General features: G+C 56.0%; 18 protein-coding genes and 4 tRNA genes. 2 read left to right on the plus strand and 20 right to left on the minus strand.

The genetic code is table 11. The features are described 5' to 3' along the window. Positions 1 to 4 precede the first annotated feature (4 nt). The 4 genes from rpsF to nsrR form a co-directional block, all read right to left on the minus strand. Positions 5 to 391: a 30S ribosomal protein S6 gene (gene rpsF, locus NCTC9997_RS13350; RefSeq protein ID WP_010864761.1), complete on the minus strand. Its 387-nt coding sequence runs from the start codon at positions 389 to 391 to the stop codon at positions 5 to 7. Between the two features lie 304 nt (positions 392 to 695). Further along, positions 696 to 1,436 (minus strand): 23S rRNA (guanosine(2251)-2'-O)-methyltransferase RlmB, encoded by a 741-nt coding sequence (gene rlmB, locus NCTC9997_RS13355; RefSeq protein ID WP_010864762.1) that lies wholly within the window; start codon positions 1,434 to 1,436, stop codon positions 696 to 698. A 6-nt stretch (positions 1,437 to 1,442) separates the two neighbouring features. Continuing rightward, positions 1,443 to 3,851, minus strand: a complete 2,409-nt coding sequence (rnr, locus tag NCTC9997_RS13360; RefSeq protein ID WP_010864763.1) for a ribonuclease R — start codon at positions 3,849 to 3,851, stop codon at positions 1,443 to 1,445. A 39-nt stretch (positions 3,852 to 3,890) separates the two neighbouring features. Then, complete coding sequence (gene nsrR / locus NCTC9997_RS13365) at positions 3,891 to 4,319, minus strand: nitric oxide-sensing transcriptional repressor NsrR (protein ID WP_010864764.1); 429 nt, start codon at positions 4,317 to 4,319, stop codon at positions 3,891 to 3,893. 176 nt (positions 4,320 to 4,495) lie between these two features. Here nsrR and hmpA point away from each other — a divergent pair, with 176 nt between their 5' ends. Then, positions 4,496 to 5,683 carry an NO-inducible flavohemoprotein gene (gene hmpA, locus NCTC9997_RS13370; protein ID WP_064978244.1) on the plus strand — a complete coding sequence of 396 codons (1,188 nt, stop codon included), beginning with the start codon at positions 4,496 to 4,498 and terminating at the stop codon, positions 5,681 to 5,683. Between the two features lie 110 nt (positions 5,684 to 5,793). Here the strand turns inward: hmpA and NCTC9997_RS13375 are convergent, their stop codons facing one another. The 12 genes from NCTC9997_RS13375 to NCTC9997_RS13430 form a co-directional block, all read right to left on the minus strand. Next, positions 5,794 to 6,423, minus strand: coding sequence for a tetratricopeptide repeat protein (locus NCTC9997_RS13375; RefSeq protein WP_039045740.1), 630 nt, complete (start codon positions 6,421 to 6,423; stop codon positions 5,794 to 5,796). 197 nt (positions 6,424 to 6,620) lie between these two features. Next, positions 6,621 to 7,919 (minus strand): adenylosuccinate synthase, encoded by a 1,299-nt coding sequence (locus NCTC9997_RS13380; protein ID WP_047706696.1) that lies wholly within the window; start codon positions 7,917 to 7,919, stop codon positions 6,621 to 6,623. Positions 7,920 to 8,061: 142 nt separating this feature from the next. Beyond that, positions 8,062 to 8,250: a DUF2065 domain-containing protein gene (locus NCTC9997_RS13385; RefSeq protein ID WP_010864768.1), complete on the minus strand. Its 189-nt coding sequence runs from the start codon at positions 8,248 to 8,250 to the stop codon at positions 8,062 to 8,064. Positions 8,251 to 8,373: 123 nt separating this feature from the next. Further along, complete coding sequence (gene hflC, locus NCTC9997_RS13390) at positions 8,374 to 9,273, minus strand: protease modulator HflC (RefSeq protein ID WP_010864769.1); 900 nt, start codon at positions 9,271 to 9,273, stop codon at positions 8,374 to 8,376. Between the two features lie 2 nt (positions 9,274 to 9,275). After that, a complete protein-coding gene (gene hflK, locus NCTC9997_RS13395; RefSeq protein WP_010864770.1) occupies positions 9,276 to 10,475 on the minus strand; it encodes an FtsH protease activity modulator HflK in 1,200 nt (399 codons plus the stop codon). 42 nt (positions 10,476 to 10,517) lie between these two features. Then, positions 10,518 to 11,816, minus strand: coding sequence for a ribosome rescue GTPase HflX (gene hflX, locus NCTC9997_RS13400; RefSeq protein ID WP_010864771.1), 1,299 nt, complete (start codon positions 11,814 to 11,816; stop codon positions 10,518 to 10,520). Positions 11,817 to 11,839: 23 nt separating this feature from the next. Then, entirely contained in the window at positions 11,840 to 12,133 is a 294-nt protein-coding gene (gene hfq, locus NCTC9997_RS13405) for an RNA chaperone Hfq (protein WP_010864772.1), read from the minus strand. A gap of 93 nt (positions 12,134 to 12,226) precedes the next feature. Continuing rightward, the gene (gene miaA / locus NCTC9997_RS13410; protein ID WP_039045738.1) at positions 12,227 to 13,153 is read right to left on the minus strand and encodes a tRNA (adenosine(37)-N6)-dimethylallyltransferase MiaA; all 927 of its coding nucleotides are present in this window, start codon (positions 13,151 to 13,153) and stop codon (positions 12,227 to 12,229) included. Next, positions 13,146 to 15,227 (minus strand): DNA mismatch repair endonuclease MutL, encoded by a 2,082-nt coding sequence (mutL, locus tag NCTC9997_RS13415; protein ID WP_064978245.1) that lies wholly within the window; start codon positions 15,225 to 15,227, stop codon positions 13,146 to 13,148. Before mutL ends, miaA begins: the two co-directional genes overlap by 8 nt. Positions 15,228 to 15,229: 2 nt before the next feature. Next, positions 15,230 to 17,386: a LysM peptidoglycan-binding domain-containing protein gene (locus NCTC9997_RS15455; protein WP_064978246.1), complete on the minus strand. Its 2,157-nt coding sequence runs from the start codon at positions 17,384 to 17,386 to the stop codon at positions 15,230 to 15,232. Between the two features lie 2 nt (positions 17,387 to 17,388). Next, on the minus strand, positions 17,389 to 17,853 hold the full coding sequence (tsaE, locus tag NCTC9997_RS13425; RefSeq protein ID WP_010864777.1) for a tRNA (adenosine(37)-N6)-threonylcarbamoyltransferase complex ATPase subunit type 1 TsaE: 465 nt from the start codon (positions 17,851 to 17,853) through the stop codon (positions 17,389 to 17,391). A gap of 27 nt (positions 17,854 to 17,880) precedes the next feature. After that, positions 17,881 to 19,521, minus strand: coding sequence for a bifunctional ADP-dependent NAD(P)H-hydrate dehydratase/NAD(P)H-hydrate epimerase (locus NCTC9997_RS13430; RefSeq protein ID WP_064978247.1), 1,641 nt, complete (start codon positions 19,519 to 19,521; stop codon positions 17,881 to 17,883). Here NCTC9997_RS13430 and queG point away from each other — a divergent pair. After that, on the plus strand, positions 19,520 to 20,716 hold the full coding sequence (gene queG, locus NCTC9997_RS13435; RefSeq protein ID WP_064978248.1) for a tRNA epoxyqueuosine(34) reductase QueG: 1,197 nt from the start codon (positions 19,520 to 19,522) through the stop codon (positions 20,714 to 20,716). The genes NCTC9997_RS13430 and queG overlap by 2 nt on opposite strands. Before the next feature lie 490 nt (positions 20,717 to 21,206). Here the strand turns inward: queG and NCTC9997_RS13440 are convergent. The 4 genes from NCTC9997_RS13440 to NCTC9997_RS13455 form a co-directional block, all read right to left on the minus strand. After that, positions 21,207 to 21,282: transfer RNA gene (locus tag NCTC9997_RS13440), tRNA-Gly, on the minus strand. Between the two features lie 35 nt (positions 21,283 to 21,317). Beyond that, positions 21,318 to 21,393: transfer RNA gene (locus NCTC9997_RS13445), tRNA-Gly, on the minus strand. 44 nt (positions 21,394 to 21,437) lie between these two features. After that, a tRNA-Gly gene (locus tag NCTC9997_RS13450) sits at positions 21,438 to 21,513 on the minus strand. A gap of 34 nt (positions 21,514 to 21,547) precedes the next feature. Next, positions 21,548 to 21,623 (minus strand) — tRNA-Gly (locus tag NCTC9997_RS13455). Positions 21,624 to 21,769: the final 146 nt, after the last annotated feature.

Raw genomic sequence — 21,769 nt, forward strand, 5'->3', positions numbered from 1 at the left:
ATAATTACTCAGCAGCTTCCTCTGCGCTGTCATCAGCACCAGCGAAATCTTCACGACGCTCACGACGCTCTTCTTTCGCTTTAGCCATTGGAGACGCTTCAGTTACTGCATGCTTAGTACGCATGATCAGGTTACGGATAACAGCGTCGTTGTAGCGGAAGTTGGTTTCCAGCTCGTCAATCACTTCCTGAGTCGCTTCTACGTTCATCAGAACATAGTGAGCTTTGTGCAGTTTGTTGATTGGGTAAGCCAGCTGACGACGACCCCAGTCTTCCAGACGGTGGATAGTACCACCAACTGCTTTGATAGAGCCGGTGTAGCGCTCGATCATGCCTGGAACCTGTTCGCTCTGGTCAGGATGAACCATAAATACGATTTCGTAATGACGCATCAATTGCTCCTTACGGATTATTCAGCCTCCGATCCGGGTCAGTCGCCAAGCCCGCGGAAGCAAGGAACGATTTTAAAGTACGACTGAATTTAAGCCGCAGAAGTGTACTGAACCAGGCGGGGGAATACAAGGATATTCGCGCTGCGCCAACAGAAAAGCGACAAAACAACGGCGGCGAAAACGTAAACCGACTGCGCAACAGTTGTACCGCGCGGCAGACAGCTACCGATAAATAAAAAATGCCGACGTCACCCTAAGGTCACATCGGCATCAGTTCCGGATTTAGCACGTGGCCAAAGACCGATTATTTAGCCGCTAAACGCTGACGCACCGCTTCAAACAGGCATACACCGGTTGCCACGGACACGTTCAGAGAAGAGACAGTACCAGCCATTGGGATGCTGATCAGCTCATCGCAGTGCTCACGGGTCAGACGGCGCATGCCATCGCCTTCCGCGCCCATCACAATCGCCAGCGGACCGGTCAGTTTGCTGTGGTACAGGTCATGAGTAGCTTCACCCGCTGTTCCCACCAGCCACACACCGCGCTCTTGCAGCATCCGCATGGTGCGCGCCAGATTGGTGACGCTAATCAGCGGCACGTGCTCTGCCGCACCACAGGCCACTTTACTAGCAATGGCGTTGAGCTTGGCGGAACGATCACGCGGGGCAATCACCGCGTGCACACCGGCCGCATCGGCGCTACGTAAGCAGGCGCCGAGGTTATGCGGATCGGTAACGCCATCCAAGATCAGCAGGAAAGGCACGTCAACGCGGTCGAGCAAATCACCCAAGTCATGCTCATCATACTGCTTGGCCTCGGTCACGCGCGCCACAATACCTTGGTGCACCGCACCGTCGGATTTGTTGTCCAGCACGGCGCGGTTGGCCAGCTGGATGCTGATGCCCAAACGACGCAGCTCGTTGAGCAGTGGACGCATGCGCTCATCTTCACGCCCCTTGAGCACGAATACATCGATAAAGCGCTCCGGATCAGACTCCAGCAGGGATTTGACGGCATGAATACCGAAAATAACATCACTCATGAACGATTATTTCTTCTTCCGGTTAGGTTTCTTGCTTCCGCCGGTACGGGACGGGCGGGATGACTTGACCACTTTGGACTTTTTCGGTCCGCGGCCTTCCGGTGCCTTGGTCGGTTCAAAGAACGGCGTCCCTTTGCCACCGCGGCTTTCTGCTTTGCGGTCAGCAATTTTCTTCAAGGCGTCTTTGGCCGCCTTACGGGCGGTCTTTCCAGCACCGCGCGGCTGGCGCTCAGTCTGGGTTAGCATAAAGTCTATCTTACGTTCATCCAGATGCACAGCCGCCACCTTGACCTGCACCGCATCGCCGAGGCGATAGATGTTGCCAAGGTTCTCGCCAATCAAGCGCTGACCGATAGCATCGTACTGATAGTAGTCGTTAGCCAGTGACGACACATGCACCAGACCATCGATAAACAGCTCATCCAGACGGACAAAGAAGCCAAAGCCGGTCACTGCTGCAATCACGCCGCGGAACTCTTCGCCCACGTGATCTTGCATGTACTCGCACTTGAGCCAATCGGAAACATCACGGGTGGCATCATCGGCACGGCGCTCGCACATCGAGCAGTGCTCGCCGAGCACATCCATATCGCTGTCGAGGTAGTGCCAGCCGCCTGTTGGCGTCCAACGCTCTTTGGCCTGTCCAGCTTGTTTAGCCAGCAGGTACTTGATCCCGCGGTGCAAAGACAAGTCCGGGTAACGGCGAATTGGCGAGGTAAAGTGCGCATAGGCTTCTAACGCCAAACCGAAGTGACCGCGGTTATCCGGATCGTAAATCGCCTGCTTCATGGAGCGCAGCAGCATGGTCTGGATCAGCTCATGGTCAGTACGCTCACGCACATCTTCCATCAGCTTGGCGTAATCGGCCGGCTCCGGTTTGATGCCACCGCCAAGGCTCAGTCCCAGCTCGCTTAAGAAACTGCGAAAACCGGTCAAACGCTCTTCGCCTGGCAAATCATGCACGCGGTACAACGCCGGCTCTTGGTATTTCTCCATAAAGCGCGCCGCCGAGATGTTGGCCAAGATCATGCACTCTTCGATGATCTTGTGTGCATCGTTACGCACCAGCGGCACAATGCGCTCAATACGGCGCTCAGCGTTGAAGATGAACTGGGTTTCTTCGGTTTCAAAATCAATCGCACCGCGTTGGTTGCGGTTTTTGCGCAGCATCTTGTACAGGCCATACAGCTCTTCCAAGTGCGGCACCAACGGCGCGTAATGCTCACGCAGCTCTTCATCCCCTTCCAGCATGCGCCAAACCTTGTTGTAGGTCAGACGAGCGTGGGAATTCATCACGGCTTCATAGAAGGTGTAAGAAGTGAGCTTACCGCGTGCAGAGATGGTCATTTCACACACCATACACAGGCGATCGACCTGCGGGTTAAGTGAACACAGACCGTTCGACAGCACTTCCGGCAGCATCGGGATCACTTGTGATGGGAAATACACCGAGGTGCCGCGGTTACGCGCTTCGTCATCCAGCGCGGTTTTTGGCCGCACATAGTAGCTGACATCGGCAATCGCGACCCACAGACGCCAACCCCCAGACGGGATCTGCTCGCAATAGACCGCGTCATCGAAGTCGCGTGCATCTTCACCATCGATAGTCACCAGTGGCAGCTCACGCAGGTCGATACGCCCTTGCTTAGCTTCTTCGGGGACTTCTTCGGTCAGCTTGCTGACTTGCTTTTCCACTGCCGCCGGCCAGACATGCGGAATATCGTGGTTACGCAAGGCAATTTGGATTTCCATGCCGGGTGCCATGTTCTCCCCCAGCACTTCGACAATTTTACCCACGGCATTGATGCGACGACCTGGACGCTGAGTCAGCTCGACCACCACCACGTGCCCCATGCGAGCACCGTGACGATCGTCAGGCGGGATCATAATATCTTGGCAGATCCGCTGATCATCCGGCACCACAAAACCGATGCCCTGATCCATAAAATAGCGCCCCACGATCTGCGCTTTGCGCGGCTCTAATACCCGCACCACACGCGCTTCGCGGCGACCACGGCGATCCATGCCCATCGGTTGGGCCATGATCACATCACCGTGCAACACCTGGCGCATCTGATCGTTAGGCAAGAACAGATCATCGCTCTGTCCTTCAACGCGGACAAAGCCATAGCCATCGCGGTGGCCAATCACCGTGCCACGCACCATATCCAGCCGCTCAGGCAAGGCATAGCATTGACGACGGGTGAACACCAGTTGTCCATCGCGCTCCATAGCGCGCAGACGACGGCGCATAGCTTCTTGTAATTCGTCGTCAGTTAGCCCAAGTTCTGCGCATAACTCATCGCGGGAGGCTGGCGCGGCGCGCTCGGCAAGGTGGGCCAGAATAAATTCTCGGCTTGGGATCGGATGCTCGTATTTTTCGGCTTCTCGTTCCAGAAATGGATCCTGCGACATAATCACTGTCCGGTTGGGGAGGGGTGTTCCGAGTATACCCTATTCTGACAAGTGTAACAGCTGACGTAACGGCAAGTTTTGACTGACCAAATCCGCCAACGTGAATTTGTCTAACTCAGCTAAAAACGCCGCTGACGCCTGCGCCAACACCTGCTTTAACCGGCACGCTGGGGTGATATGACAAAACTCGCTGCTACAGTTGACCAGCTGCAATGGCTCTAAACCACGCACCACATCGCCGACCCGAATTTGCTCGGCCGGTAGCCCTAATCTGATCCCGCCATTTTTGCCACGCACCGCTTCAACAATCCCCAACCGGCTGAGCTGGTTGATGATCTTCACCATATGGTTACGCGATACCCCATACACCTCGGTCACTTCCGTAATATTGGTCAGCTGGCCTTGTGGCAGCAACGCCATGTAAATCAATGCCCGCAAACCGTAATCGGTAAAACTGGTCAGTTGCACTGCATTTTTCTCCTGCGGCAAACGCATGTTAACCGGCGCACAAAGTTGCCCCGTTTCTGCGGATAATGATTGACCTTAAAGATATATTTAATATACAACTTACTCAGCATAAGTTGCATTATAACTATACCTTCATTAATTAGCTTCAATAAACGACACCTGCAGAGACAGACGTTATGTTAGATCCCAACATCATCGCTACCATCAAAGCCACCGCGCCCGCCGTGGCGGCCACCGGCCCAGCCCTGACGGCACACTTCTATGATCGCATGTTTGCTCACAATCCTGAATTGCAAAATATCTTCAACATGGCGCACCAATCCAGTGGCCGCCAGCGTGAAGCGCTGTTCAATGCGATTGTGGCCTATGCCAATAATATCGATAATCTGGCCGCCCTGCTGCCCGCGGTAGAGAAAATCGCGCAAAAACATGCCAGTTTCAACATTCAACCGGCGCAATACCAGATTGTCGGCGAGCATTTGCTGGCGACCATTCGCGAACTGCTCAATCCTAGCCAAGAAGTCTTGGATGCGTGGGGCGCGGCCTATCAGCTGCTGGCCGATATTTTTATCCAGCGCGAAAGCGCCATTTATGCCGAGCGCGCCACCGCGCAAGGCGGCTGGCACGGTACCCGAACGTTTCGGATCAGCCGTAAACACCCGGAAAGTGACGTGATCACCAGCTTGGTGCTGACGCCGGTTGATGGCCTGCCGGTGGTGGATTTCCTGCCAGGTCAGTATCTGGGGATTTATCTGCAGCCAGAATCGTTTACTTACCGCGAGATCCGCCAGTATTCGCTGTCGGCGGCGCCAAATGGCCGCGATTACCGCATCGCGGTCAAGCGTGAGCCGGGCGGCGTGGTCTCCAATTATTTGCATGATCAGGCGCAAGAAGGCGACTGTATCGACGTCGCGCCGCCATACGGCGACTTTTTCCTGCCGGCGCAAAGTGACACACCAGTGTGCTTGCTCTCGGCCGGTGTCGGACAAACGCCAATGCTGAGCATGTTGCAACATCTGGCGGCACGTGGTCATCAGCAACCGGTGCACTGGCTGCATGCGGCGGAAAACGGTGCCCAATTGGCGTTCAACGACGAAAGTCGCGCCCTATGCCACGCGCACGGCTTTTCCCACCATGTCTGGCTACGTGAGCCACTGGCCAGCGATCGTCAGGCGGAAGATTATCAGCATCAGGGCTTAATGGATCTGCAACCGCTGCGTGCAACACTGGATCAAGCGCAGATGCACTACTATTTCTGCGGTCCACTGGGCTTTATGCAGCATGTGGCGGCGCAACTGCAGCAATGGGGCGTGCCAGAAGAACGTATGCATTACGAGTGTTTTGGCCCGCACAAGGTGCTGTAACGTAACGCTGACCACGGTGGCGACAACACACTACGCACGACAACCACAGTAAACAAAACGGGAAGCTGCACGCTTCCCGTTGTTTTATCTCGGCATTGCTCGTAGAGCGCTCACCAAAAACCGTTCTGGCGGGTCGCGCGCTGGACCGCATTGGCCGGCATTCGAGCTGCTAAGGCAGCGCGCAGACGGCTGATCAGCTGATGCTGCGCTGGGGCTTGTACGATGGTTTCCGACAGCCAGCGGTAGGTATCTTCATAGTCGAGCGGACTGCCCTGATTGGCCACCAGCATTTGCGCAAGTTCAATACGCGCATGGGTATTGCCTAAACTTGCCGCTTCGCGGAAAAAACGCACCGCTTTATCGGCGTCGGCCTGCACAAAGCGCCCCTGTCGGTACAATTGTCCCAAACGCAAGAACGCAGCCGGCAGTGCTTGCTGCGCCGCTTGGCGCAAGTAATAAACGCCTAATTCGGGGTTTTGTGGGATGCATACCCCTTCGGTCAGCATGTCGCCCCACAAGAACTGGTAAGCGGGGTATTCGGCCTGACGCGCGCGCAGCTCGATATCCTGCACCAGCTGGCACTGGTCGGCCTGCACCTGTTTCAAGTGCTGCTCACTGTCAATTTCACGCAGTAATGCCTCTTGCTGATACACCTCAACCGGTGAACCACCATCGGCATACACTGCCGTGCTCAGCAGCAAACCTGCTGGCCACAACCACGCTAACCACCTGCGTTTCATGATCTGATCCCGTCACTGTTACTCTTTGCTTGTATCGGCCACTACACGCCAAACTTTACTGAACGGGCGCGCAATTCCCCCGCCCCTAAAACGCAACAAGCCGACCCGAAGGTCGGCTTGGAAACCAGGCAGTCTGTTTTACCGTGCCCGTTACAGCACGAAGCAAACCACCAACATCCTATTCTGTGAACGGATGATTATTCTGCGAATGGATGGCGCAGGATCATGGTCTGGTTACGATCCGGGCCAGTAGAGATGATGTCGACTGGCACTTCCGTCAGCTCTTCCAGACGGCGGATGTAATCGCGCGCGGCCTGTGGCAGCTGCTCAACGGAAGTGGCACCAAAGGTGCTCTCACTCCAACCTGGCATGGTTTCGTAGACTGGCTCGATACCTTCCCAGCCTTCAGCAGCCATTGGAGGAATGTCGGTCACACGGCCATCCGGCATGCGGTAGGCGGTACAGATCTTCACTTCTTTCAGGCCATCCAGCACGTCCAACTTGGTCAGACAGAAACCGGACATAGAGTTCAACGCAGCAGCACGGCGTACCGCAACAGCATCGAACCAACCGCAACGACGACGACGACCGGTGGTAGCGCCAAACTCGTTACCCTGCTTGCACAGGTACTCGCCCACGTCATCAAACAGCTCAGTTGGGAATGGACCGGCGCCCACACGGGTGGTGTACGCTTTCACAATCCCCATCACGTAGTCCAGATAACGCGGACCGAAGCCAGAGCCGGTCGCCACGCCACCGGCAGTGGTGTTGGAAGAGGTCACATACGGATAGGTACCGTGGTCAATGTCCAGCAGGGTGCCTTGCGCCCCTTCGAACATGATGAATTCACCGTTCTTACGCGCTTTTTCCAGCAGATCGGTGACATCCACCACCATGCTGGTCAGGATATCAGCAATCGCCATCACATCATCCAGCACGGTCTGGTAATCAATTGGCTCAACCTTGTACAGGTTCACCAGCTGGAAGTTGTGGTATTCCACCACGTCTTTCAGTTTGGCGGCAAAGCTTTCTTTGTCGAACAGATCGCCAACACGCAGGCCACGACGCGCCACTTTATCTTCGTACGCTGGGCCGATACCACGACCGGTGGTACCGATAGCTTTCGCACCACGCGCTTTCTCACGCGCCATGTCCAGTGCCACGTGGTATGGCAGGATCAGTGGGCAGGCTTCAGACAGCAGCAGACGCTCACGCACAGGAATACCGCGCGCTTCCAGCTCTTTCATTTCACGCATCAGCGCATCCGGTGCCAGCACCACGCCGTTGCCGATAATACTTTTCACGTTCTCACGCAGGATCCCAGACGGGATCAGATGCAGTACGGTTTTTTCACCGTCAATTACCAGAGTATGGCCTGCATTGTGACCGCCCTGATAGCGGACCACGTATTGTGCTTTTTCGGTCAGCAGGTCAACGACCTTACCTTTCCCTTCATCACCCCATTGGGTGCCGAGTACAACAACGTTTTTGCCCATGGTTCTTTATTCACCTGCAGTTAAAAGAGAAGTTTACCAAACTGAAAACCGGTATCCAGCATTAAAATACCGCTTCCGCGTTTTTGCACAATGTTTTGTCGACCAGTCACCGCTCGCGGCCATCACCGCAGCCGCGCAGTACTCAACGGCTGCACATGACATAAATGACCACGCCAGCCACCACCAGCGCGCCACCAATGCGGCGCAACATGGTCTGCGGCTGTGCCGCCAGCTGGGTCACCATGCTACGCCAGCGCTCTGGCCATAACATCGGCCCTAAGCCTTCGATAATCAGCACTAAACCCAAGGCCAACCAGATACTTTGATTCATTGCTCAAGGCTCCTACCTACCGGCCACCCCATCTCAATCGGTGACCCATAAGCGCTAAAAAAGAGACATAAAAAAGGACAAGACCCTGCGATCTTGTCCCCCTGTTAAGCGCCGTATTATGGCTTATTTTTGCGGCTGTGGCTGCGGTGACTGCATATATTGGAAGAAGTCACTGCCTGGCTTGATCACCAGCAAATCTTGCTTGCCACGGAAGCTATTTTCATACGCTTTCAAGCTACGAATGAAAGAGTAGAACTCCGGATCTTTGCTATACGCATCGGCATAGATCTTGGCGGCAGTAGCATCACCTTGACCGCGCAGCGTACGGGATTTACTTTCCGCTTCGGCTTGCATAACGGTGACTCGGCGATCCACATCGGCACGAATGATCTCAGCCTGCTCGCGGCCCTGTGAACGGTGTTCACGCGCCACGGCAGTACGCTCCGCACGCATCCGCTGATAGATGGAGTTAGAGACTTCAGCCGGCAGGTTAATTTGCTTCACCCGCACGTCTACCACCTCAATACCCAGATCTGCGGTGCTGTCAGCGCCGGTATTCAGCGCGGTACGCGCATCATCCATCAACTCGCCACGTGAACCGGAAACGATATCCTTAATGGTACGGCTACCGATTTCCGAGCGCAGACGGTCGCTGATTTTGCGTTTCAACAGCGCTTCCGCTTGCAGCATGTTGCCGCCGCCGGTCGCCAGATAGTAACGGCCAAAATCTTTGATCCGCCATTTGACGTAAGAGTCGACGATCAGATCTTTTTTCTCCGCGGTCACGAAACGATCAGCTTGATCGTCCATGGTTTGGACCCGCGCATCGAGCAGTTTCACGCTATCGATAAACGGCATCTTCAGATGCAGGCCCGGGTTATACACCTGCACCACATCTTGCCCATCACGCTTGACCTTGCCAAAGCGCAGCACGATCCCGCGCTCGCCCTCTTTCACCACAAACAGTGAGGAGGAGCCCAACAGCACGGCCACAATGACCGCCGGGATGATAAACTTCTTCATGCTTAGAATCTCCCCTGACGGTCTTGGCTGTTGACGTTGGTTCGGCTGTCTTGTCCTTGTCCTTCGGTACTGTTGTAAGTACCGGAGTTACGGCCGATCTCGTTCAACGACGGGACGCTAACGGCAGCGGCGGCAGCATCAGCTGCGCTTTGAGCACCGTCTTTCTTCATCAGGGAATCCGTTGGCAGCATCAGCACGTTATTGGCATTGGTATCCACCAACACCTTGTTGCTGTTGCTCAACACTTTTTCCATGGTATCGAGGTACATACGCTCACGGGTTACCTTAGGCGCCGCCTGATACTCTGGCAGCAGTGCATTGAAGCGATCCGCATCACCCTTGGCTTCCAGAATCACGCGCTCTTTATAAGCTTGTGCTTCTTCTTCAACCCGCTTCACGTTACCACGCGCTTTTGGCTCAACTTCACGCGCATAGGCTTCCGCTTCGCGGATGAAACGCTGTTCATCTTCTTGCGCCGCGATAGCGTCATCGAAAGCTTCTTTCACTTCTTCTGGCGGACGCGCTGACTGGAAGTTCACATCCAGCACCTGCAAGCCCATGTTGTATGGCGCGATGATTTGATCCAGCAGCACCCAAGTATCTTGACGAACCTTGGCACGGCCTCGGGTCAGCACTTCATCCATTTTGGTGTGACCGACGACATAACGCAGGGCGCTGTCAGTAGCCTGACGCAAGCTGTCATCAGGGTTGCTGACGCTAAACAGGTATTTGGCTGGGTCGGCGACTTTGTACTGCACGTTCATTTCCACGCGCACCACGTTTTCGTCTTGAGTCAGCATGAAACCCGATGCCGGTAACTCACGTACCGCCTCCACGTTCACCGGGGTGACCGATTCGATGAAGGTTGGCTTCCAGTTCAGGCCAGGCTGCACAATACGGTCATATTTGCCCAAGCGGGTGACTACGCCCCGTTCGGCTTCTTTAATCGTATAGAACCCACTGACGCCCCATACCAAGACCGCAGCGGCTACCGCCAGACCCACCAAGCGCGGGGTGAACTTAAAGCCCTGACTGCTGCCCGGATTATTCGGGTCATCGTTGTTGTTCTTCCCGCCACCTAATTTCTTGCCAAGCTTGCGGAATACATCGTCCAGATCCGGAGGACCCTGATCGCGGCCACCACTGCGGTTACCCCAAGGGTCGCGGTCCTGTCCGTTGTTACCGGGCTGATTCCACGCCATCTCTTACTCCATTAACTAAAACGTGCCGTCAGGCACTACAATTTAAGCAGATACCTCGGTATGAATTGTCGCTTCCAACTCGGTTTCCTGCTTGCATAAACGACGCCAGTCTACCGCCGGCATTCGGATATTTAACCACAGGCTTCCGTCTTCCTCATCGATACGTTCATCCACTAACGCGTCGAGCTGATACAGACGGCTGCGCAGACGCCACAGGCGCGGCGACAGATGCAGCTGATACTCCACAATATCCTGTGCCAGTAATTCACTGATCGCCTGAAACAGCAAATCCATACCGGCACCGGTATGGGCTGACACCCAGACGTGGGTTGGAACACCTTCGTCATTACGGGCAATGCGCGGTACGACCTCATCAATCAGGTCAATTTTGTTCATCACGCGCAAGACCGGAATTTCGTCGGCCTCAATCTCGTGCAGCACATGCTCCACGGCCTGAATGTTATCATCGATCCGCGGGTCGGCCGCATCAATCACATGCAGTAACAGTGTAGCTTCCTGCGTCTCTTGTAGCGTAGCTTTAAATGCGGAGACCAGATCGTGCGGCAAGTGACGGATAAAACCCACCGTATCGGCCAATACCACCGGTCCAACATCGGTCACGTCAATCCGGCGCAACGTCGGATCCAGCGTGGCAAACAGCTGATCCGCTGCGTATACCCCAGCTTCGGTGATGGTGTTAAACAGGCTCGATTTACCGGCGTTGGTATAGCCAACTAACGACACCGTAGGGATCTCGGCACGATTTCGTGCGCGACGTCCTTGCTGGCGCTGCTTAGCGACTTTCTCCAATCGGCTCAAAATCACACGGACCCGCTCTTTAAGCAGACGACGGTCCGTTTCCAGTTGCGTTTCCCCCGGCCCACGTAGACCGATACCGCCTTTTTGTCGCTCCAGGTGTGTCCAACCGCGTACCAGACGTGTGGCTAAGTGGCGTAGCTGAGCGAGTTCAACTTGCAACTTACCTTCGTGAGTACGGGCGCGCTGGGCAAAAATATCCAGGATCAGACCGGTGCGATCAATGACGCGGCATTGACACAAACCTTCAAGGTTACGTTCTTGGGCGGGAGAGAGTGCGTGGTTAAACAGGATGACCGATGCACCAGTGGCGGCTACCGCCGCCGCGATCTCTTCGGCTTTACCTTCGCCGACGAAATACTTGGAATGCGGCGCACGGCGGCTACCGGTGATCACCTGCACCGCCGTAACACCCGCAGAGGATACCAGAGTCTCGAACTCTCTGAGATCCTCTACATCCCGCTCTTGCGGGAAATTGATGTGCACCAATATCGCCTGTTCACCAGCTTCATAACGATCAAACAAGCTAATGGCTCCTAAAGCCGGAATTATTCAGTGTCAGTCAGTTCTTGCGGTGCTGGAGTAGAACCCTGCGCGGCATGAGCTGTACCGGTGTGGCCACTGTTGCTGTGATGCGATACAGGGCGAGCCGGAACTACCGTTGAAATAGCATGCTTATAAACCATCTGGCTGACTGTGTTTTTCAGCAGGATCACAAACTGATCGAAAGATTCGATCTGGCCCTGCAGCTTGATACCGTTAACCAGATAAATAGAAACCGGAACGCGCTCACGGCGCAGTGCGTTCAAAAACGGGTCTTGCAGAGATTGCCCCTTAGCCATTTTCTCTTTTCCTTATTTGTTTGTTGTTGTAGCAATTATTCAATTAATTAATAGTGCACATGGGAGCATAGAAGATTGTACACAAACCATTATTCAACCTCTAATAGCTTTGATAACGATTTGTAACGCTTCTTGTGGCTGATCACTGTCCAGCCACGTTACTTCAGGCCAACCTCGCAACCATGTCATCTGCCGTTTCGCCAGTTGGCGGGTGGCACAAATACCCCGGTACGCCATTTCCTGTGCATCGTAATCACCGCGCAAATGTTCCCACATCTGCCGATAACCGACGCACCGGATCGATGGCAGATCCGGATTAAGATCGCCGCGCTCGAACAGCTTCCGTACTTCTTGTTCAAACCCTGCTTCCAGCATGTTCTGAAAGCGTATGGCGATACGTTCATGCAATTGCGCCCGCGTTGCCGGTGCAATTGCAAATTGCTGAACGCGATACGGGAGTTGATCTCCCTGAATTTGCGTCAGCTCTGTTAAAGTTTTACCTGAAATGGCAAAAACTTCCAATGCCCGACTTAAACGCTGCGGATCATTGGGATGGATCCGCGCCGCAGAGACCGGATCAATACGTTGCAAATCTTCATGCAATGCGGCCCAACCACGGGTTGCGGCCGCTTGCTCGATCTCTGCCCGCACCACCGGATCGGCCGACGGTAACGGCGATAACCCTTCTAACAGGGCTTTAAAATATAACATAGTGCCGCCAACCAGCAGCGGGATCTTACCCGCGGCAGTGATCTCGGCCATTTCGCGCAGCGCATCGGCACGAAAATCGGCGGCAGAATAAGCCTGCGCCGGATCGCGAATGTCAATCAGACGGTGTGGCGCCAGCGCCAACTCGTCAGCTGACGGCTTAGCGGTACCGATATCCATACCGCGATAGATCAGGGCGGAATCCACACTGATCACTTCCACCGGCAGCTGTTGCCGTAAACGGATCGCCAGATCAGTTTTGCCGGATGCGGTCGGTCCCATCAAAAAGAGGGCTGGTGGTAATTTAGTCATGATGGTCAAATGCGGCCATCGCCGCCTCAAGTTGTACAGGTTTAATCAGTGTTTGGTATTCCTGCCGCACGCGTTCGGCACACAAGTGCTCGATATCCGCCACCAGGCTCACCGCCTGCGACAAGCTCCAACGCTCCTGCTCGTCCTTGAGTTGTTCGGCCAACCACGCCACCAGCAACGCTATGTCTATGGTTGGGTCAGCACAGAGTTTATTCAATAGATGCGGAATAATTTGTTGTAAGTTGTGATGCCGTAGCGGTAATGGCACTGCGCGTACCAAGACTTTGTTACGCTCAGAGCAGTGTAAATCTAGCCCTAACTGCTGCAGCAACGCCTGCTGGCTACGAATACAGGTCACGTGCTCAGCGCTGAGCGTCAATTGCAAGGGGATCAGCAGCGGCTGCGCTTTCAGTGGCTGCCCCTCTGGGGTTAGCTGCGCCTGCACACGCCACAAGGCAGCGCGCGGTAAGCATAACAAGGCTAGCCCTTGGCTTTGCTCCAGCAGTAAAAAACGGCCATTGACCACACTCAGCGCTCGCCCCAGCGAGCCTTGCGGCGCTCGGCAATCATTCACCTCTGGGCGCGGCTCTGGGCGCTGAGCCGCGGTCGCCGGATGCCCCCCTACCGAATTGGCAGAATCTGAACGGGGATCCGCCCCGGTCGTGGCCACGACAGACGGCGCACTCGGAAACAGCGTCGCGGCGGTTGGCGAGGCTGCCTCAGTGTCAGAAGTGTCAACTGGCGCAGGCTGCATCAGGCGAGCATAAGCCGCTGCCTGCTCGCGCGACACCGGTGCCGCTCCAGCGTACGAGCCAGTATAGCTACCATGACCACCATAACCAGCGCTACGCTCGCGCACGCTCGCCGGATGAGCCTCTGCCGACGCCGCACGCGCCGGTGGGGTATCGGTATATTCTCGCGGTGCATGCTCTCTCGATACAGAGTCTCGCGGTGCAGAGTCGCTCGGCGTGCTGACCGCCGTAAACTCACTGCTGCCAGCAGCGGCGCGCGGCGTGGCATCTTGCAGAGCATCACGGGCAAAGTCAGCCGTATCAGAGGCTGCGGTTGCCGCTGGGCTGGCATGTTGTAACGCGGTCAGCACCGCTTGGTAGATAAAATCATGTACCAGACGCGCCTGATGGAAACGCACTTCATGTTTAGCCGGATGCACGTTCACATCCACCTGATGCGGGTCTAACTCCAGATACAGCACAAAAGCCGGATGCTCAGAGTCTTGCAACAAGGTTTGGTACGCTTGGCGGATCGCATGATGGATCAGCTTATCGCGCATCATACGGCCATTAACATAGCTGTACGCCATGTCATTTTGCGCTCGCGAGCCTTGTGGCGTACACACCCAACCGCTGATTTTCAGGTCGGCATGCTCCCACTCCACCGCGAGAGCATGTTGCAAAAACTCTTGTCCACACACCGCGGCTAAACGGCGCTCACGCTGCTCGGCATTCGCGGCGGCCCGATATTGGCGCAGCACTTTGCCGTTATGGCGCAAGATAAAGCTGACATCAAAACGCGCTAAGGCGATGCGGCGCACCACCTCATCGATATGCGCCAGCTCGGTCTTTTCGGTACGCAAAAACTTGCGCCGTGCAGGCGTGTTGAAGAACAGATCCAACACTTCCAGCGTAGTACCCACCGGATGAGCGGCCGGTTTCACCGTCACCTGCATATCTCGCCCTTCGGCGTATGCCTGCCACGCTTCGCTTTGCGCCGCGGTACGTGAGGTCAGCGTCAGACGCGATACCGAGCTGATACTGGCCAGCGCTTCGCCGCGAAATCCAAGGCTGACAATCGCTTCCAGATCGTCGAGTGAGCTGATTTTACTGGTAGCATGGCGCGCCAACGCCAGCGCCAGTTGCTCTTTATCGATACCACAGCCGTCATCACGAATTCGGATCAGCCGAGCACCGCCCTTTTCGATGTCGATTTCAATGCGGGTGGCTCCCGCATCCAGACTGTTTTCTACCAGCTCTTTAACCACCGACGACGGGCGCTCAACCACTTCACCGGCGGCGATCTGGTTGGCTAATTGCGGAGGCAAGATCTGGATAGGCATAGTTACTCCTGCGGAATTTTCAGGCTCTGGCCGACATTCACCTGATCCGATTTCAGGTGGTTGTATTTACGCAGCTGCGACAAACCGACGCCATAGCGATCAGCGATGCCAGATAAGGTTTCACCGGCTTTGACCTTATGGTGACTTGGCCGCGCGCTTTCTTTGCTCTTACTGCCCGCCTTGCTGTGGTCTTGGTCGCTCACTTTTGGCGCCGCGCCATCTAACGGGATCTTCAGTTTTTGCCCCACCTGCACCTGATTATTGTGCATCTGGTTGGCAAATTTGATGGTCTCCATCGAAACGGCGTAGCGCGCGGCAATCTTGCCCAGCGTGTCGCCACGCTGCACCTGATACACCTCTAACTTGCCACGCGACGGCGCTTTGCTGCTGTCAGGTGCCGATTTACTGCTTACCGGTGCACTGGCTGCTTTGCCGGACGGCACTTTCAGTTTCTGCCCGACATTGACTTGATCGCGCTTGAGGTTGTTCAAGCTGCGCAGCTCAGCCAATGTGGTGTCGTATTTTTCCGCGATGCGCAGTAAGGTTTCACCACGCGTGACGGTATGAACGCTCGTGGCACTGGCCGCCGCACGACTTTCGACAACCGGCTCAGGCTGATCGACTACCGGTGGGCGTGGACGGCTCTCCGTGACCTCGGCCGAACTGCTGCTGGCCGCTGACGGCAATTTCAACTTCTGGCCGACCAACAGCTCACCGGACTTCATCCGGTTCAAGCGCTTCAAGGTCACCACATCGGTATCATACTGCTCAGCAATGCGGGTCAAGGTTTCCCCACGTTTCACCACGTGTACCTGCGCTTTTGCCGCGCTACTGCTGGTTTTGACCGGCGCTTTTTCGACAATCGGCCCCGGCTGATCAATATCGACCACCGGCGCTTTACTGCTGACACTGCTACTGGCACTACTGCGTACTGGCTCTGGCTGGCTGACGCTGCTGCTCCGTGCTGGCGGCTGTGGCGCTGGAGTACTGCGCGCTGCCGGATGGTCACGGTAGTAACTGCGGATCCCGTGATAAATCGCGGTCGCCACTTTAGTTTGGTGCGAACTGCTACCTAACAAGCGCTCTTCGGTAGGATTTGAGATAAATCCGGTTTCCACCAGCAATGACGGAATATCCGGCGAACGCAACACCCCGAGGCTCGCGTGCTCTGGGCGACGCTTGTGCAGTGGCGAAATCCGCCCCATCTCGCGCAGTACCCGAGATGCCACATCGTAGCCGACACGCTGCGAATGCCCGAACTGCAGATCCAGTACGGTCTGACTCAGATAGCGGTCATTGTTGTTACCGGAGAGCACTTCACCGGCGCCACCGAGTAATTCAGACTGCTTTTCATGATCTTCCAGCCAGCGCCCCATCTCAGAGTTAGCACGCCGGTTAGACAGCACCCACACCGAGGCACCTTTGGCACTGCGATTGGGCGCCGCATCCGCGTGAATAGAGACCAGCAGCTGCGCATCTTTACCGCGCGCAATCTCCGAGCGTCCGCCCACCGAAATAAAGTAATCGCGCTCACGGGTCATCACGGCTTTAAAGTTGCCGTCACGGTTAAGTAAGTCGCGCAATTTGGTGGCAATCGCAATCGTCACCTGCTTTTCGCGCAGGCCATTTTTGCCGATCGCACCGGGGTCTTGTCCACCGTGGCCGGGGTCAATGGCGATCACGATCCGCTCGCTGCTACGCCCTGGCGTGCTGCGCAGCTCCTGACGGCTGTTGGTCGTCGCGCTGCTGCGGCTACTGCCGCTTTGTGGCTTGATGGTCAACACCACTTGGTATTTGTTGCCACCGCGTGACTCGGTCACCGCCTTGGCGTTGACTCGCTGCGATAACTCCATCACCAAACGCAATGTGCCGCCTTGTGGCGGCGTGCTGGTGCGGATGGTCTCCACCAATTTGCCGCGATAGCGCTTCGGCAGACTCATCTCTTTGCGTGTGTTACGCAGATCCAGCACCAGCCGATCCGGCCCGCTCAAGCTGAAATAGCCATAAGTGGGTTTGCCGGAGAAGCTCAAGGTCACCTGATTGCTGCCGCCGCTGCCGTCACGTACCGCAATATCCGTTAATACTGCCGCCCACAGCGGCAAGCCGATACTCCAGAGCAACAGCCCCAGAGCGAGTGGCCAGCGAGGTTTAATCCACATCCTTATTCGTCACTCAGGTGCTCAACCAGTTGTTGTCCGTATGGCGTGTTGGCCTGTAGCTGGGCTTGGCGTCCTTCACCGTCATAACGCAGAGTCAGGCTCAGATCCGGTGGCGGCAGGAACCCTTCGCCACGTTGCGGCCATTCCACCAGACACAAGGCGCGCTCGGTGAAATAATCCCGGATCCCCATGAACTCCAGCTCTTCCGGATCGGCGAGGCGATACAGGTCAAAGTGGTACACATCCCACTGGGGTAAGTTATACGGCTCGACCAGTGTGTAGGTCGGGCTTTTGACATTGCCAGCATGGCCGAGAGCTTGCAGGAAACCACGGCAAAAAGTGGTTTTACCGGCGCCTAAATCGCCATGCAGATACAACACAGTGGCCTGCGAACAGTGCAGTGCCAGACGGCGTCCCAGCTCTACGGTGGCAGCTTCATCCGCCAAATCAAAAGACACAGATTTCATCGTCATTGGTTATTAATTCTGATTGGATTATTTCTGGTTGGGATTCCCCAGCTGCCGCAGAACCGGTAATAAATCACTGGCCAGCATTCCGCGCATTCCCTGTAACGCACATTGGTCAGCCGCCGCGCCATGCAGTAATACTGCCGCGCAAGCCGCATCCTGTAAGGGATCAGCTGTACCTTCCGTAGCTTCGTTATGCAGATCATAGCATTGCCGCGCGTAAATACAGAGAGTCTGTGCCAAAAGCGCTGCACAAATGCCACACAAAACATCGCCGCTGCCACCGGAAGCCATTCCCGGATTTCCGACATCGGCTAGCGCAATATGTTCCCGATCCGCAATTAAGGTTCCGGCACCTTTGAGGATCACCACGCCGCCCCAACGCTTTTGTAACTGGCGCACAGCGGCAAAACGGTCTTGTTCGATATCCGCAATTGAGCAGCCTAACAGACGCGCAGCCTCCCCTGGATGCGGGGTCAGTATATGGTTAGCGCGATGACGCGGCTCAGTACCCGCACTGCGCGCGCCGGCTTGATTGGCTTGATCTAAAAAACGTAATGGATTGGAGGCCAGCACATTCAGCGCATCCGCATCCCAGATCGTTGGTTTACCCGCAGCCTGCACCGCCGCCACGATCTCCTGCGCCCAGGGGCCTTGCCCTAAGCCCGGCCCGCACGCAATCACGTCCGCCCACGCTAACGCTTCTTGCAGCGAGGCGGGAGTATAAACGTGCGCCATCACTTCTGGGCAGCGGATGAGCAATACCGGCACATGTTCGGCGCGCGTCAGTACCCGCACTAAACCCGCACCGCTTCGCAGCGCCGCTTCTGCCGCCAAACACACCGCGCCACCGGTTCCCAGCTCACCGCCAAGCACCAACACCTTGCCATGCTCGCCTTTGTGGCTACAGGGTCTACGCGCCGGTAAATAGCGCGCTAAATCCGTGCGCGATAGGCGCAGCCAAGGCGAAGAGTGAGTCGCCAGCCACGCATCAAGCCCGAGCGCGGCATAATACACCGCGCCGGTATAATCGCGCGCCTGACCGGTAAACAGCCCACGCTTAAGAGCCACCAGTGTTAACGTCGCCTTGGCGCGCACCGCAACACCGGCCACCGTGCCGCTGTCGGCCTGTAACCCCGAAGGGATATCTAACGCTAGCACCGGCATAGAGTGAGTATTCACCCACTGGATAACCTTGGCCAATTCAGGGCGCACTGCGCCGCGCACACCAATGCCCAGCAGTGCATCCACCACCAAATCGGCTTGGGTGTCTAACCGCGCCAGATCGTGTAGCAGATGGCCGCCTTGCGCCAACCACGCCTGCAATGCTTGCTGCGCCGGTTGCACCAGCGTTTGCCCCGCAAAGGGCGGCATATAGACACTGACGCGCACACCCGCTTGGGCAGCCAGCGCCGCCAAGACCAACCCATCGCCGCCGTTATTGCCGTTGCCGCATACAATCACCAGACTACGCAGGTCAGGGTAATGCTGCTCAATCCACTGCCACGCCGCGGCACCTGCGCGCTGCATCAGTTGCCACAATGAGATCCCCTGCGCCGCCGCGGCCTGCTGCTCGGCCCGACGGACCCACGCGGTATCGTATAAGGAATGTGGTAAACTGGACGCTATCTGTGCTGCTGCCTCTTCACAACGAATTGATCTATCCATGACATCATCATCCGCCACGCCTGCGGCCCCTGATTTGGTTCAGTTGGCCCAATCTATCAAGCAATGGGGTAAATCGCTAGGTTTCCAGCAGGTTGGCATTTGCCTGCCAGACTTGCGTGAACACGAGCCACGCCTACAAGCGTGGCTGGATAATCACTACCATGGTGAGATGGGGTGGATGGCGAGCCACGGCATGATGCGCGCACGCCCTAGCGAATTGCATCCCGGTACGCTACGGGTGATCAGTGTGCGGATGAATTATCTCCCGCCCGATGCCCGTTTTGCTAAAGTGCTGCGCGATCCACTGAGCGGCTACATCAGCCGTTATGCGCTGGGGCGCGATTACCACAAATTGCTGCGCCAGCGTCTCAAACAGTTGGGCGAAAAAATCCAAGCCGAAGTCGGCGCATTAGGCTTTCGCCCGTTTGTAGACTCCGCCCCCATTTTGGAGCGGCCACTGGCCGCCAATGCTGGCCTTGGCTGGGTTGGTAAACACTCACTATTGCTTAATCGTGAAGCAGGCTCTTGGTTTTTCTTGGGCGAGTTATTGGTGGACTTGCCGCTGCCGGTCGACACACCAGTAGAGCAAGAGTGTGGGCGCTGCGTGGCCTGCATGACCACCTGTCCGACCGGCGCGATTGTTGCGCCCTATGTGGTCGATGCACGGCGCTGTATCAGCTATCTGACTATCGAATCAGACAGCGCTATTCCGCTCGAACTGCGCCGTACGTTGGGTAACCGTATTTATGGCTGTGATGACTGCCAGCTAATCTGCCCGTGGAGCCGAGTCGCACCGCTGACCGAAGAAGCCGATTTTGCGCCGCGCGCGCCTCTGCATACCCCGCAATTACTAACGCTATGGCAGTGGGATGAAGCCACCTTCTTGCGCCTGACCGAAGGCTCGCCGATTCGGCGCATCGGGCATCGCCGCTGGCTGCGTAATCTGGCCGTAGCGCTGGGTAACGCCCCGTATCAGGCCGACATCGTGCTGGCCTTGCAAAGTCGCTTAGGGGCGGATGAATTGGTGGATGAGCACATTCAGTGGGCGCTGGACGAACAGTGGCAAAAACGCAGTGCCTTAGCCATTAGCGTACAACCTGCAACCGAACAAAACATCAACGCCAGTTCGGTGCAGACAACCCAACAGCGCCGTCTGGTGCGCGCCATCGAAAAAGGATTGCCACGCGACGCCTAATTTTCTCTGCAACGCCACCGCCGATAATCCCTACGCTTAGCCACAACCTATGCAACGCCCAATCCGCATCGGCGCGAAACGGATCACTAATTATCACAGTCGTGATTGACGGATGCACCGCAAGGCGTTCTTACACTGGGGATATGTGGATAACAATTTAAAGCAGGGCGTAAACCGACGCGCAAGCAAGTGGCCAGTTTTAGTGATGCAGCACAGGAAAATCCCGTGATTACGCAGGATTAGCGGCTTCCACGGGCAAAGTTCAGCATAAAAAGCTGACTTTCTGCAGTGGTTCAGTAGGCGTAAAGCTGTGGATAACTCTGTTTACAGGTGCGGCAACGCCACGCGCCACAGCGCATAGACCCGCTTGTGTATAACGGTCTGAACACAGAGGAAAACAGTTAAAGAATCCGCAGACGACAAAAAGCCCTCGAGGGCTATTCAGATTCGATTTTTTGTGACGAAGATAACGTGGAACCGGTGAGACGATTGGAGCGGGAAACGAGACTCGAACTCGCGACCCCGACCTTGGCAAGGTCGTGCTCTACCAACTGAGCTATTCCCGCACGGTATGTCGGCATGCTCATCTTACACATCAGATTGGAGCGGGAAACGAGACTCGAACTCGCGACCCCGACCTTGGCAAGGTCGTGCTCTACCAACTGAGCTATTCCCGCATCGCAGAATGTGTAATCTGAGGTTTTACGTCGTGATGGCTGTCTGGAGCGGGAAACGAGACTCGAACTCGCGACCCCGACCTTGGCAAGGTCGTGCTCTACCAACTGAGCTATTCCCGCATTCACAGAGAACAGACATCGGACGGTGTAAGTTTGGAGCGGGAAACGAGACTCGAACTCGCGACCCCGACCTTGGCAAGGTCGTGCTCTACCAACTGAGCTATTCCCGCATCACTTACACGGCGTAACAGCGAAGCACTCGAACAGGTCGAATTCATCATTGCTACGGGCTGCGAATTATACGGAGATTCCCCCGCGACGCAACCCCCTAAAGCAAAAAACTTGTCATCGCCAGCGCGTCTGCTGACAAATCGGC

The sequence above is a fragment of the Plesiomonas shigelloides genome, from assembly GCF_900087055.1.
Taxonomy (GTDB): Bacteria; Pseudomonadota; Gammaproteobacteria; order Enterobacterales; family CAMTGL01; genus Plesiomonas; species Plesiomonas shigelloides.